The organism is Citrobacter sp. Cf136 (assembly GCF_030333815.1).
GTDB lineage: Bacteria > Pseudomonadota > Gammaproteobacteria > Enterobacterales > Enterobacteriaceae > Citrobacter > Citrobacter freundii.
Window position 1 is genome coordinate 748,489 of the sequence record NZ_JAOWFE010000037.1, and the last position, 14,434, is coordinate 762,922.

Consider the following 14,434-nt stretch of genomic DNA (forward strand, 5'->3'; position numbering starts at 1 on the left):
GAAGTTCTTTTAATAAGTAAAGATTTGTGCGTTTAAAACACAGCAAATCGGGTTTGGCGCATTACTCTAACCACACACGGCAAAGCCGCACTTAAAGCGCAACGTGTAAGGGAACGAGGAGATAAACGATAGGCGTTGCCTGACGCGAACTGTTCCTTAACGGCGGCGGGGTAATGGGCTAAACCAACTCTGCGCGACAATTATAACACCCCGACAAAAAATGTGCCGAAAACATTCACCCCTGAGGCGAAAATAACGTCCTGGGAACCCAGAAATGGCTCGGTAGCCGCTGCTGGCGCAGTCTGCTCAGGTGTTCAAGGTACTCCCGACGAGGGGTTTCGACGGCGCCCAGCGAAGCTGTGTGGCTATTTAATACCTGGCAGTCGATTAATTTTCCGCCCTGACGGATAAATTCAGCGCAAAAAACAAGCAGTGCGGTTTTGGACGCATTTTCCTGACGGCTGAACATTGATTCGCCACAAAATAGTGTACCTTGCGCCACGCCATACATACCGCCCACTAATTCATTTTGTCGCCACACTTCAATGGAGTGCGCATGGCCCAGTTCGTGCAGGCGATGGTAGGCGTCCACTACATCATGCGTTATCCAGGTGCCTTCTTCCCGGTCGTTCGCGCAGCCTTCAATCACCTGACCGAACGCGTAATTGAGCGTCACGCGATAAGGCGAGTTTTTATGAAAGCGTTTCATGCTGCGGCTGAGATGAAATTTCTCGGGCCAAAGAATGGCGCGTGGATCGGGCGACCACCAAAGGATGGGGTCGCCAGGTGAAAACCACGGGAAAATTCCGCGCTGATAGGCCATTAACAGTCGGGCTGGGCTGAGATCGCCGCCAAGCGCCAACAAACCGTTAGGCTCGCGTAAAGCGCCTTCCGGTGAAGGGAAGGCTATAGAATGGCGGGACAATTGCACCAGGCGCATGACTGCGAAACTCCACTACGCGAGTTTGATCGTTCAATAATAGCTTACAGACGTTGCTTAAACTGGTAATAACGCCCCTGCCGGGCTAACAAATCTGCGTGATTACCTTGCTCAATAATGTGTCCGTTGTCCATCACTATTATTTGATCAAAACGTGACAAGCCGCGCAGACGATGTGTCACCATCAGTACGGTTTTATCACGCATGGCATCGCCAATTAATTCAAGCATTTGGCTTTCTGTTGTTGCATCAAGCCCTTCGGTCGGTTCGTCCAGCAGCATCAGTGGGGCATCGTGCAATAAGGCACGAGCGATAGCCAGACGACGAAGTTCGCCACCAGAAAGCTGTCGACCCCCTTCGCCTAACCAGGCGTTGAGTCCATCACCCTCAAGCAGTTTGTCCAGACCGACGCGGCACAGCATCGCGGATAATGTGTCATCACTGGCGTGCGGTGCCGCCAGTAGAAGATTGTCGCGAAGCGTCGCGCTGAAAAGGTGCACGCGCTGTGGCACGACGCTGATGCTCTGGCGCAGCGTAGTTTCACTGAGGGCTGAAATCGGCTGCTCACTAATCAGAATTTCGCCGTGCTGCGGATCCCATGCGCGGGTGAGCAATTGCAGTAACGTTGACTTACCGCATCCGGTGCGACCGAGAATCGCAATATGCTCACCGGGCTGAGCCTGCAGGGAAAGGGTGTCGAGCGCTTTTTGTGCTTGTCCCGGATAACTGAATGATACATCGCGTAGCGTGAGAGTGACCCGCTCAGAAACCGGGGAACCGGCATCCGGGAAGGTGACTTCTGGCTGCTGTTCAGTCAGTTCGGTGATGCGCAGCGCAGAGGCAATAACCTGTCCGAGATGCTGAAACGCGCCGGTGACGGGGGCTAATGCTTCAAATGCGGCCAACGCACAGAAGACAAACAGCGCGATCAGCGCACCCGGCTGGGTATTGCCACCTACGCCACCTGAGGCCATCCATAACATCACAACCACTGCCAGTGCGCCGACTAACAGCATGACCGCCTGTGATAGCGCCGTTAATTCAGACTGACGTCGTTGAGCTTCATGCCACTGCAACTCGGTGGCTTCCATTTGGGCGCGGTAACGTTCACTGGCACCAAAGATGGTCAGTTCAGCCTGGCCCTGCAGCCAGGATGTTAACTGCTGACGATACTGCCCACGTAAATGCGTCAAGCTTTGCCCGGTGCTTTTACCTGCCTGATAAAAGAGTGGGGGCAAGATAAATAAGGTCAGCAGCATAATACCGCCGAGAGTAATAGCTAGCGTGAAATCGAGAACGCTTAGCCCCAGCGTGACCACCATGATGACGACAAAAGCGCCTACAAGCGGGGAGAGCACGCGTAAATAGAGATGATCGAGCGTGTCGACATCCGCCACCACGCGATTAAGCAATTCACCTTGTCCATAACGGGACAGGCCAGCAGGAGAGAGCGGCAGCAGTTTGCTGAAGGTATATATACGCAAATGTTGCAGCACGCGGAACGTCGCGTCGTGGCTGACCAGTCGCTCGAAATAGCGGCCCGCGGTGCGGGTGATTGCCGCACCGCGTACCCCGGCGGCAGGGAGCATATAGTTAAAACTGTAAATCCCGGTGACACCCACCACAGCAGAAGCCGACAGGAACCAACCGGAAAGCGTCAGCAAACCAATACTTGCCAACAGTGTGACGATCGCCAGAACGATCCCCAGGGTTAACATCCATTTGTGACGTTTATACAGCGTCAGATAAGGTAGCAAAGCGCGCATTTAGATGTCCTCCTGACGATGAGCCAGTAATGTCGCAAACGCCCCGTTGGCTGCGCTAAGTTCGGCATAAGTGCCTTGTTCAACGATCTGTCCGTCCTGCATCACCCAGATAGCATCCCAGTCGGCAAGGTCTTCAAGTTGGTGTGTCACCATCAGCGTAGTCTGGCGGCGTGACGCTGCGTTCAACGCTTGCATCACGCGTTGTTCGCTGTGTGCATCCAGGCTGGCGGCGGGTTCATCAAGCAGCAGCAACTGACACGGGTTGAGTAAGGCGCGAGCCACGGCAACGCGCTGCGCTTGTCCGACAGAAAGTCGAGCCGCCTGATCGCCTACTGGTGTATCTACACCCTGCGGCAGTAGCGGTAAAAACTCACTGACCCAGGCGCTGTCGAGTGCGGCCCGCAGCTGTTCTTCGCTGGCATCGGGGCGAGCGAGCAGCACGTTATCGCGTAACGTGGCGGCAGGGAGCTGCGGATTTTGTCCAACCCAGGACAGCTGTTTGCGCCAGCAATCAGGCGACAGGTCGCGTAGTTCAAAGCCGTTAATTCGCAGCGATCCCTGATAAGAGAGAAATCCGGACAGGACATTGAGCAACGAACTTTTGCCGGAGCCGCTGCGGCCAACCAGCACCGCGCGTTGGCCCGCTGGCAGGGTAAAGTTGAGCGGGCCTGCAAGCACTTTACCTTCCGGCGAGGTGATGACCAGATCTCGTGCTTCAATTGAAACAGCTTCTTTTGTTGTCAGCTCAATGTCGCCACGCTCAGGATGTGCAAGCGGGGTTTCCATGAAGGTTTTCAGACTGTCTGCTGCACCAACGGCTTGTGCTTTGGCGTGATAAAAAGTGCCCAGATCGCGCAGGGGCTGGAAAAATTCCGGCGCCAGAATGAGCGCGAGGAAGCCGGCAGCCAATGTGACACCTGTGCCGTAGTGTCCAAAATCGAGTTCGCCAAGGTAGGAAAAGCCGAAGTAAACCGCGACCAGTGCGATGGACAGGGAGGTAAAGAACTCAAGGACACCGGATGACAGGAAAGCCAGGCGCAGGACTTCCATAGTGCGCTGGCGGAAATCCTGTGACGCAACGCGGATGCTTTCCGTTTCGGCTTCACCGCGACCAAAGATTCTTAGCGTCTCCATGCCCCGCAGGCGGTCGAGGAAATGGCCGCTGAGGCGAGCAAGAGCCTGAAAATTGCGGCGGTTAGCGTCGGCAGCACCCATACCAACCATCGCCATAAACAACGGGATCAGCGGGGCAGTTCCAAGCAGAATAAGGGCGGCCACCCAGTTTGACGGGAATACCGCCGCCACGATCAATAAGGGGACGCATACGGCCAACGCCATTTGCGGCAGATAACGTGCATAGTAATCATGCATATCGTCAATCTGCTCCAGGATCAACGTGGCCCAACTCCCGGCCGGTTTGCCTTGTATCCAGGCCGGACCTGCCTGTTGCAGACGGTCAAGCACCTGGCGGCGAATTTCAAAGCGAATATGCTGCCCTGCGTGAAACCCGACCCGTTCGCGTAACCAAACGACCCATGCCCGCAGGATGAAAATCAATACCAGCACGATGAAAGGAAGCAGAAGCGCCTCTCGGGGAATATTGGCCATGATCATATGGTCCAGAATTCGGGCCATGAGCCAGGCCTGAGCGACAATTAACAGGCCGCTCACGAACCCCAACAGGCGCGAAATGTTCAGCCATCGTTGGGAAATTACACTTTGCTGTTTTAACCAGCGGGTCAGCTCTTTTTGACGGGTTTTATTCATTGCACGCTTAGCAGGTGAGTTATTGGAATTTTTGGGCAGGGCAATGTTACAACGAGGCAAAAATAAAGGCGACTTATAGTCGCCTTTTTTACTTTTGTTACTGATTTGTAAAACTTATTTGCAAGCGTCCGCCAGACCGTCGAGATAACGTTCTGCATCAAGCGCGGCCATACAGCCCGTGCCCGCAGAGGTAATCGCCTGGCGATAAATATGGTCCATCACGTCACCGGCTGCGAAGACACCCGGAATGCTGGTTTGAGTGGCATTGCCGTGAATACCGGACTGAACTTTGATGTAGCCGTTTTCCAGTTCCAACTGACCGTCGAAAATAGCGGTATTCGGGCTGTGACCGATAGCGACAAATAACCCGGCAACGTCCAGTGATTCTACGTTGTCAGTGTTTTGCGTATCGCGCAGACGCAGTCCGGTTACGCCCATTTGATCGCCGGTCACTTCTTCCAGCGTGCGGTGGGTGTGAAGCACGATGTTGCCGTTTTCAACTTTATCCATCAAACGTTTGATGAGAATTTTCTCCGCGCGGAAGCTGTCGCGACGGTGAATCAAATGCACTTCAGATGCGATATTCGCCAGATATAGCGCTTCTTCAACAGCGGTGTTGCCGCCGCCGATCACCGCAACTTTTTGGTTACGGTAGAAGAAACCGTCGCAGGTCGCGCAGGCGGAAACGCCACGGCCTTTGAATGCTTCTTCTGAAGGCAGACCCAGGTAACGTGCTGAAGCGCCGGTGGCGATGATCAGTGCGTCACAGGTGTATTCACCGCTGTCGCCGGTCAGACGGAAAGGACGGTTTTGCAGATCAACTTTGCTGATGTGATCAAAAATGATTTCAGTGTCAAATTTGGACGCATGTTCGTGCATACGCTCCATCAGCAGCGGGCCAGTAAGATCGTGCGGATCGCCAGGCCAGTTTTCCACTTCTGTTGTTGTGGTCAACTGACCACCTTTTTCCATACCGGTAATCAGTACCGGTTGCAGGTTCGCGCGTGCAGCGTAGACCGCAGCGGTATATCCCGCAGGGCCAGAGCCCAGAATAAGAAGTTTACTGTGTTTGGTTGCGCCCATGAGATCCCCATAGTTGTTGGCAGGCAATGAGCAGGATTGTAGGGAATTTACAGACGTAAAAAAAGAGTATGGCGATTTTGTTAACAATATGTGTAATAGCAGAAACCGATGAACGGGGTGATCAGCCGTAATACTATAACGATTTCTACTTAAAATCGGTCAGTTATAAGGTGATAAAATGACGATTTTCCATCACTGCGAATGAATAACTGGCATGTTGTACTAAAAATCGATGTTTTGCTTTGACAATCCCCTGCTGTTTTGCGAAAACATTCAAGGAAGAAAAAAACTGTGTCATGTATGTGCTGCATAATCATGCATGTAGATACCATGTTTACCGTGTTAGCGAAATCTACGCATGGTGTGGACAGATGCCATTCGTGATGTCGATAGCCGCCGACAGGCAACGGTCTTCTCACCATAAACCCAGACATTGCGAACCGAAAATCCCTCTGGGTTGCGGTTTATTTTGATGGGTAGCGACTCTGAACAGTGATGTTGGTAGAGTCAGGCAGGAGTAGGGAAGGAATACAGAGAGACAATAATAATGGTAGATAGTAAGAAGCGCCCTGGCAAAGATCTCGACCGTATCGATCGTAACATTCTTAATGAGCTGCAAAAGGATGGGCGTATTTCTAACGTCGAGCTTTCTAAACGTGTGGGACTTTCACCAACGCCCTGCCTTGAGCGTGTGCGTCGGTTGGAAAGACAGGGTTTTATTCAGGGCTATACAGCGCTGTTAAACCCGCATTATCTGGATGCATCACTTCTGGTTTTTGTTGAGATTACTCTGAATCGTGGCGCCCCGGATGTGTTTGAACAATTCAACTCTGCAGTACAAAAACTTGAAGAAATTCAAGAGTGTCATTTGGTTTCCGGTGATTTCGACTATTTGCTGAAAACACGCGTACCGGATATGTCGGCATACCGTAAGCTGTTGGGGGAAACCCTGCTGCGTCTGCCTGGCGTGAATGACACACGTACTTATGTAGTCATGGAAGAAGTCAAACAGAGCAATCGTCTGGTAATTAAGACGCGCTAACACGGAACAGGTGCAAAATCGACGCAGTTTGATTACACTCCTGTTAATCCATACAGCAACAGTGCCGGGGTAACCCGGTGCTGTTGTCCGTTTTAGCATCGGGCAGGAAAAGCCTGAAACCTGGAGAGCCGTTTTTGAGCCAGGAATACACTGAAGACAAAGACGTCACATTGACGAAGTTAAGCAGCGGGCGCCGACTTCTGGAAGCGCTACTGATCCTTATTGCCCTTTTTGCCGTCTGGTTGATGGCTGCCTTACTCAGCTTTAACCCTTCGGATCCCAGTTGGTCACAAACCGCATGGCATGAACCTATCCATAATCTGGGGGGAATACCCGGAGCATGGTTGGCGGACACGCTGTTCTTTATTTTTGGCGTCATGGCCTACACCATTCCCGTCATCATTGTTGGCGGCTGTTGGTTTGCCTGGCGACACCAGGCCAGCGACGAATACGTCGATTATTTTGCCGTCTCGCTGCGCATTATTGGCGTTCTGGCGCTGATTCTCACTTCCTGCGGGCTGGCCGCAATTAACGCCGATGACATCTGGTATTTCGCCTCTGGCGGCGTGATCGGCAGTCTGCTCAGCACTACGCTACAACCTTTACTGCACAGCAGCGGCGGCACGCTGACGTTGTTGTGCATTTGGGCGGCGGGATTAACGCTGTTCACCGGTTGGTCATGGGTGAGCATTGCGGAAAAACTGGGCGGCTGGTTACTCAATATCCTGACGTTTGCCAGCAACCGTACCCGCCGCGACGATACCTGGGTCGATGACGAAGAATATGAAGATGAAGAAGAGTCTGTCGATGCCGCTGATGGCAAACCCCATGAATCGCGTCGGGCTCGTATTCTGCGCGGTGCGTTAGCGCGCCGTAAGCGTCTGGCAGAGAAATTTACCAACCCGCTTGGTCGTCACACCGATGCGGCGCTGTTCTCCGGCAAACGCATGGATGATGAAGACGAAATTGAATACAGCGCCCGTGGCGTGGTTGCCGATCCTAACGATGTGCTGTTTTCCGGCAATCGCGCGACGCTGCCTGAATATGACGAGCTTGATCCACTGCTTAACGGCCACTCGGTGACCGAGCCTGTGGCTGCAGCAGCTGCAGCTACAACGGCCGCTCAGGCCTGGAGCGCGCCGGTAGATCCGTTGCTGCAAACCTCGCCCGTGACCAACACTGTTATGGAGCAACCGGCCCCAGCCGTAGCCTGGCAATCCGCACCAGGCCCGCAAACCGGTGATGCCGCGATTGCACCAACGCCTGAAGGTTATCCGCAACCAGCCCAGTACGCGCAACCTCCGGTGCAGCAGCCGTATGAGCCATGGCAACAGCCGGTTGTGGAGGAGAGTCCGCAGCCGCAATATTACGCACCGCAGCCGGAACCTGTTTATCAGCCAGAGCCTGTGCTGCAGCCTGTCTATCAACAGGATCCGACCTCTCAACAGAACGCCACATTCCAGCAGCCTGCTTATCAGCCGGAGCCTGCGCCGCAACCTGTTTATCAGCAGGAATCAATCCCTCAACAGAGCACTACGTTCCAGCAACCTGTGGTTGAACAACCGCTTGTGGTGGAACCTGAGCCCGTGGTTGAAGAAGTTAAACCGACTCGTCCGCCGCTCTATTACTTTGAAGAAGTCGAAGAGAAACGTGCGCGTGAGCGTGAGCAACTGGCCGCATGGTATCAGCCGATTCCAGAACCTGCTCAGGAGCCTGAGCGTATTAAACCGTCTACGCCATCTATGCCGACGACTGCATCCATACCGCCCGTTGAGTCTGTTGCTGCTGTTGCACCGCTGGCTGCCGGTGTAAAAAGCGCCGCTTCAGGGGCGGGTGCAGCGGCAGCTGCACCTGTCTTTAGCCTTGCGGGCAGCGGTGCGCCGCGTCCGCAGGTGAAAGAGGGGATTGGCCCGCAGTTACCGCGCCCAAATCGTGTGCGCGTGCCTACTCGCCGGGAATTGGCGTCGTATGGCATCAAACTGCCGTCACAGCGTATGGCTGAAGAGAAAGCGCGCGAAGAGCAGCTTGATACAGATGCGTACAATGACGATGAAATGGATGCAATGCAGCAGGACGAGCTGGCACGCCAGTTCGCTCAGTCGCAGCAGCATCGTTATGGCGAAGAGTATCAGGACGATACCCACCAGACTGATGACGAAGATTCAGCCGCAGAAGCGGAACTGGCTCGCCAGTTTGCTTCTTCTCAGCAGCAGCGTTATTCCGGTGAACAGCCTGCCGGAGCGAATCCGTTCTCGCTCGATGACTTTGAATTTTCGCCAATGAAAACGCTGGTAGATGAGGGGCCGCATGAGCCACTGTTTACGCCTGGCGTGATGCCGGAGCCTGCGCCGCAGTACCAGGAACCAGTTGCACCGCAGCAGCATTATCAGCAACCGGCGCAACCTGTTGCACCGCAGCAGCATTATCAGCAGCCGGCGCAGCCTGTCGCACCGCAGCAGCATTATCAGCAACCGGCGCAGCCTGTCGCACCGCAGCAGCATTATCAGCAGCCAGCGCAGCCTGTCGCACCGCAGCAATATTATCAGCAGCCGGCGCAGCCTGTTGCACCGCAGCAGCATTATCAGCAGCCAGCGCAGCCTGTTACGCCGCCGCCGCAGGATAGTCTGATCCATCCGCTGCTGATGCGTAATGGCGACAGCCGTCCGGCGCACCGTCCAAGCACGCCGCTGCCATCGTTAGATCTGCTTACACCGCCGCCGAGCGAGGTTGAGCCGATAGATACGTTCGCGCTGGAGCAAATGGCACGTCTGGTGGAAGCGCGTCTGGCGGATTTCCGCATTAAAGCCGATGTGGTGAACTACTCTCCAGGCCCGGTGATTACCCGCTTTGAGCTTAATCTGGCTCCTGGGGTTAAAGCGGCGCGTATTTCCAATCTGTCGCGAGATCTGGCGCGTTCATTGTCGACCGCAGCGGTACGTGTGGTCGAGGTTATTCCAGGCAAACCGTATGTCGGACTGGAGTTACCGAATAAAAAACGTCAAACCGTTTATCTGCGTGAAGTACTGGATAACGCTAAATTCCGTGATAACTCATCTCCGCTGACTGTGGTGCTGGGTAAAGATATTGCGGGCGAACCGGTGGTGGCCGATCTGGCAAAAATGCCGCACCTGCTGGTAGCAGGGACAACCGGATCCGGTAAGTCTGTTGGGGTGAACGCCATGATCCTCAGCATGCTGTATAAGGCGCAGCCGGAAGACGTTCGCTTTATCATGATTGACCCGAAAATGCTGGAACTGTCGGTTTATGAAGGCATTCCGCATCTGCTGACCGAAGTCGTGACCGATATGAAAGATGCTGCTAACGCCTTGCGCTGGAGCGTCAATGAAATGGAACGTCGCTACAAGCTGATGTCGGCGCTTGGCGTGCGTAACCTTGCCGGTTATAACGAGAAAATCGCTGAAGCCGCCCGCATGGGGCGTCCGATTCCGGACCCGTACTGGAAGCCGGGTGACAGTATGGATGTTCAGCATCCGGTGCTGGAAAAACTACCGTATATTGTTGTGCTGGTGGATGAATTCGCCGACCTGATGATGACGGTTGGCAAAAAGGTGGAAGAACTGATTGCTCGTCTGGCGCAAAAAGCGCGTGCGGCGGGGATCCATCTGGTGCTGGCAACCCAGCGACCGTCGGTTGACGTTATCACCGGACTGATTAAAGCGAACATTCCAACGCGTATCGCCTTTACCGTGTCCAGTAAAATTGACTCGCGTACCATCCTTGACCAGGGCGGAGCGGAATCGCTGTTAGGTATGGGTGACATGCTCTATTCCGCACCGAACTCGACGATCCCTGTGCGTGTTCACGGCGCCTTTGTCCGCGACGAAGAAGTTCACGCAGTGGTACAGGACTGGAAAGCGCGCGGTCGTCCGCAATACGTCGACGGCATTACCTCTGACAGCGAAAGCGAAGGCGGCGGTGGCGGTTTTGATGGTGGCGAAGAGTTGGATCCGCTGTTCGATCAGGCGGTAAACTTTGTGACCCAGAAACGCAAAGCCTCAATCTCCGGCGTCCAGCGTCAGTTCCGCATCGGCTACAACCGAGCGGCGCGCATCATCGAGCAGATGGAAGCGCAGGGTATTGTCAGCGAACAAGGGCATAATGGTAATCGTGAAGTGCTGGCTCCGCCGCCCTTCGAATGATTGCAAAGTTAAGTAATTCAGTATTTTCTACTTTCCTCATGCTGATTTTTGGCCTGAAATGGATAGCAGAGGGATCTCCCCGTTGGGAGTGACGTATTTTGAGGAATAACGATGAAAAGAATCGCAATCACCTGTGCATTACTGTCGAGCTTTGTGGTGAGCAGCGTCTGGGCTGACGCTGCCAGCGACCTGAAAAGCCGTCTGGATAAAGTCAGTAGCTTCCATGCCAGCTTTACTCAGAAGGTCACGGACGGCAGCGGCGCAGCGGTGCAGGAAGGTCAGGGTGATTTATGGGTTAAACGTCCTAATCTGTTTAACTGGCATATGACCCAGCCTGATGAGAGCATCCTGGTTTCCGATGGGAAAACGCTGTGGTTCTTTAACCCGTTTGTTGAACAGGCGACCGCGACCTGGCTGAAAGACGCCACGGGCAATACGCCGTTCATGCTGATCGCGCGTAACCAGGCCAGTGACTGGCAGCAGTACAACATTAAGCAAAACGGCGATGATTTCGTGCTGACGCCAAAAACCAGCAGCGGTAACCTGAAGCAGTTTACGATCAATGTTGGGCGTGACGGGACGATCCATCAGTTTAGCGCCGTTGAGCAAGACGATCAGCGCAGCAGCTATCAGCTGAAATCTCAGCAGAATGGTGCGATTGAACCTTCCAAATTCACCTTTACCCCGCCGCAAGGTGTAACGGTTGACGATCAACGTAAGTAGAGGCGTGTGAGTGAGCAATCTGTCGCTCGACTTTTCTGATAATACCTTTCAGCCACTGGCCGCGCGTATGCGGCCAGAAAATTTAGCGCAGTATATCGGCCAGCAGCATTTGTTGGCTGCGGGTAAACCCTTGCCGCGCGCTATCGAGGCCGGGCACCTGCACTCCATGATTTTATGGGGGCCTCCGGGGACGGGGAAAACCACCCTTGCCGAAGTCATTGCCCGTTACGCTAACGCCGATGTCGAACGCATTTCGGCGGTTACGTCTGGTGTAAAAGAGATTCGTGAAGCGATTGAGCGTGCGCGTCAGAACCGTAACGCTGGTCGGCGTACGATCCTGTTTGTCGACGAAGTTCACCGTTTTAATAAAAGCCAGCAGGATGCGTTTTTACCGCATATTGAAGACGGTACCATCACGTTTATTGGCGCCACCACTGAAAATCCCTCGTTTGAACTGAACTCAGCGCTGCTGTCGCGGGCGCGTGTTTATTTACTGAAATCGTTAACCACCGACGACATTGAACAGGTGCTGGACCAGGCGATGTCAGACAAAGCGCGGGGTTACGGCGGCCAGGATATCGTACTGCCGCCAGAGACGCGTCGGGCTATTGCCGAACTGGTTAATGGTGATGCGCGCCGGGCGCTGAATACGCTGGAAATGATGGCCGATATGGCCGAAGTTGATGATTCCGGCAAGCGCGTATTGAAACCAGAATTGCTCACTGAAATTGCCGGTGAGCGCAGCGCACGCTTCGATAATAAAGGCGATCGCTTTTACGATCTCATCTCTGCATTACATAAATCGGTTCGCGGCAGTGCACCGGATGCAGCGCTTTATTGGTATGCGCGCATCATTAGTGCAGGCGGTGACCCGCTGTATGTTGCTCGTCGCTGTCTGGCAATTGCCTCTGAAGATGTGGGCAATGCCGATCCACGCGCCATGCAGGTGGCAATTTCCGCATGGGACTGCTTTACCCGCGTGGGACCAGCGGAAGGTGAACGTGCGATTGCTCAGGCGATTGTTTATCTGGCCTGCGCGCCGAAAAGTAATGCAGTTTACACCGCCTTCAAAGCCGCGCTGGCTGATGCACGTGAACGTCCGGATTACGACGTGCCGGTTCACCTGCGCAATGCGCCGACGAAGCTGATGAAGGAGATGGGCTACGGTCAGGAGTATCGTTACGCCCATGATGAACCAAATGCCTATGCCGCCGGAGAAGAGTACTTCCCGCAGGAAATGGCACAAACGCGCTATTATCACCCCACAAACAGAGGTCTTGAAGGCAAGATTGGCGAAAAGCTCGCCTGGCTCGCCGGACAGGATCAAAATAGCCCTATAAAACGCTACCGTTAGTGTTATCGTTGCGGTAATGTTGTCTCTGTATCCCTGTGACCGCAGGCTGTGGTCACTTTCTCCTATTTTAATTCGATAAGCACAGGATAAGCATGCTCGATCCCAATCTGCTGCGTAATGAGCCAGACGCAGTCGCAGAAAAACTGGCAAGCCGGGGCTTTAAGCTGGATGTAGATAAGCTGCGCGCTCTTGAAGAGCGTCGTAAAGTTCTGCAGGTACAAACTGAAAACCTGCAGGCAGAGCGTAACTCTCGATCGAAATCCATCGGCCAGGCAAAAGCGCGCGGGGAAGATATCGAGTCTTTACGTCTGGAAGTGAACAAACTGGGCGAAGAGCTGGATGCCGCGAAAGCTGAACTTGATACCTTACAGGCCGAGATCCGCGATATTGCGCTGACCATTCCTAACCTGCCAGCGGACGAAGTTCCAGTGGGTAAAGATGAAAATGACAACGTCGAAGTCAGCCGTTGGGGTACTCCGCGTGAGTTTGATTTCGAAGTGCGCGATCACGTTACTCTGGGTGAAATGCACACGGGTCTTGATTTCGCCGCGGCGGTTAAGCTGACTGGCTCTCGTTTCGTTGTTATGAAAGGCCAGATCGCACGTATGCACCGTGCGCTGTCTCAGTTTATGCTGGATCTGCATACCGAACAGCATGGTTACAGCGAAAACTACGTTCCGTATCTGGTTAACCATGACACGCTGTACGGAACAGGCCAACTGCCGAAATTTGCTGGCGATCTGTTCCACACCCGTCCGCTGGATGAAGAAGCTGACAGCAGCAACTATGCGCTGATCCCAACGGCAGAAGTGCCGCTGACCAATCTGGTACGTGACGAAATCATCGACGAAGATGCGCTGCCGATCAAAATGACTGCGCATACGCCGTGCTTCCGTTCTGAAGCAGGTTCTTACGGTCGTGATACCCGTGGTCTGATCCGTATGCACCAGTTCGATAAAGTTGAGATGGTGCAGATCGTTCGCCCGGAAGACTCTATGGACGCGCTGGAAGAGATGACCGGTCATGCTGAGAAGGTCCTGCAACTGTTGGGTCTGCCGTATCGCAAGATCATCCTGTGCACTGGCGACATGGGCTTCGGCGCATGCAAAACCTACGATCTGGAAGTGTGGATCCCGGCGCAGAACACCTATCGCGAAATCTCCTCTTGCTCCAACGTGTGGGATTTCCAGGCTCGTCGTATGCAGGCGCGTTGCCGCAGTAAAACCGACAAAAAGACCCGTTTAGTACATACGCTGAATGGTTCTGGTCTGGCGGTAGGACGTACGCTGGTTGCGGTAATGGAAAACTATCAGCAGGCTGATGGCCGCATTCAGGTTCCGGAAGTGTTGCGTCCGTACATGAATGGCCTGGAATTCATCGGCTAAGCTACCTTTCCCTGCTAAAAAAGCGCCTCCGGGCGCTTTTTTTATGCCTGTTTGACGCTGGACAATAACATCTACCTCCATAGGAGTAATACTGCCTTCAAATGAAAGTCAGTATTTATCTCTGTCTTTTCGCAAATTCAGTATCTACCAGTCTTTATATCGATAGTAACGCTATATAAAAACCTATACAACGGATATTTGCCTTTTGTTTATT

General features: G+C 53.7%; 9 protein-coding genes. 5 read left to right on the forward strand and 4 right to left on the reverse strand.

Going from position 1 to position 14,434, the window contains the following annotated elements; all coding sequences use genetic code 11:
- Window positions 1-235: 235 nt before the first annotated feature.
- The 4 genes from aat to trxB all read right to left on the reverse strand — a co-directional run bounded on the left by aat (window position 236) and on the right by trxB (window position 5,556).
- A complete protein-coding gene (gene aat / locus OGV98_RS17380; RefSeq protein WP_032948928.1) occupies window positions 236-940 on the reverse strand; it encodes a leucyl/phenylalanyl-tRNA--protein transferase in 705 nt (234 codons plus the stop codon).
- Between the two features lie 44 nt (window positions 941-984).
- The gene (cydC, locus tag OGV98_RS17385) at window positions 985-2,706 is read right to left on the reverse strand and encodes a heme ABC transporter ATP-binding protein/permease CydC (protein WP_286551760.1); all 1,722 of its coding nucleotides are present in this window, start codon (window positions 2,704-2,706) and stop codon (window positions 985-987) included.
- Window positions 2,707-4,473, reverse strand: a complete 1,767-nt coding sequence (gene cydD / locus OGV98_RS17390) for a heme ABC transporter permease/ATP-binding protein CydD (protein WP_044712554.1) — start codon at window positions 4,471-4,473, stop codon at window positions 2,707-2,709.
- 114 nt (window positions 4,474-4,587) lie between these two features.
- The gene (trxB, locus tag OGV98_RS17395) at window positions 4,588-5,556 is read right to left on the reverse strand and encodes a thioredoxin-disulfide reductase (RefSeq protein ID WP_003035727.1); all 969 of its coding nucleotides are present in this window, start codon (window positions 5,554-5,556) and stop codon (window positions 4,588-4,590) included.
- A gap of 547 nt (window positions 5,557-6,103) precedes the next feature.
- On the opposite strand from trxB, the gene lrp reads away from it, so the two are divergent.
- The 5 genes from lrp to serS all read left to right on the forward strand — a co-directional run bounded on the left by lrp (window position 6,104) and on the right by serS (window position 14,220).
- Window positions 6,104-6,598, forward strand: coding sequence for a leucine-responsive transcriptional regulator Lrp (gene lrp / locus OGV98_RS17400; protein ID WP_002439523.1), 495 nt, complete (start codon window positions 6,104-6,106; stop codon window positions 6,596-6,598).
- A 134-nt stretch (window positions 6,599-6,732) separates the two neighbouring features.
- Entirely contained in the window at window positions 6,733-10,758 is a 4,026-nt protein-coding gene (ftsK, locus tag OGV98_RS17405) for a DNA translocase FtsK (protein WP_202580640.1), read from the forward strand.
- 111 nt (window positions 10,759-10,869) lie between these two features.
- Complete coding sequence (gene lolA / locus OGV98_RS17410) at window positions 10,870-11,481, forward strand: outer membrane lipoprotein periplasmic chaperone LolA (protein WP_003831898.1); 612 nt, start codon at window positions 10,870-10,872, stop codon at window positions 11,479-11,481.
- 10 nt (window positions 11,482-11,491) lie between these two features.
- Entirely contained in the window at window positions 11,492-12,835 is a 1,344-nt protein-coding gene (gene rarA / locus OGV98_RS17415) for a replication-associated recombination protein RarA (RefSeq protein WP_003836910.1), read from the forward strand.
- 92 nt (window positions 12,836-12,927) lie between these two features.
- Window positions 12,928-14,220 (forward strand): serine--tRNA ligase, encoded by a 1,293-nt coding sequence (gene serS / locus OGV98_RS17420; RefSeq protein ID WP_202580639.1) that lies wholly within the window; start codon window positions 12,928-12,930, stop codon window positions 14,218-14,220.
- Window positions 14,221-14,434 lie beyond the last annotated feature (214 nt).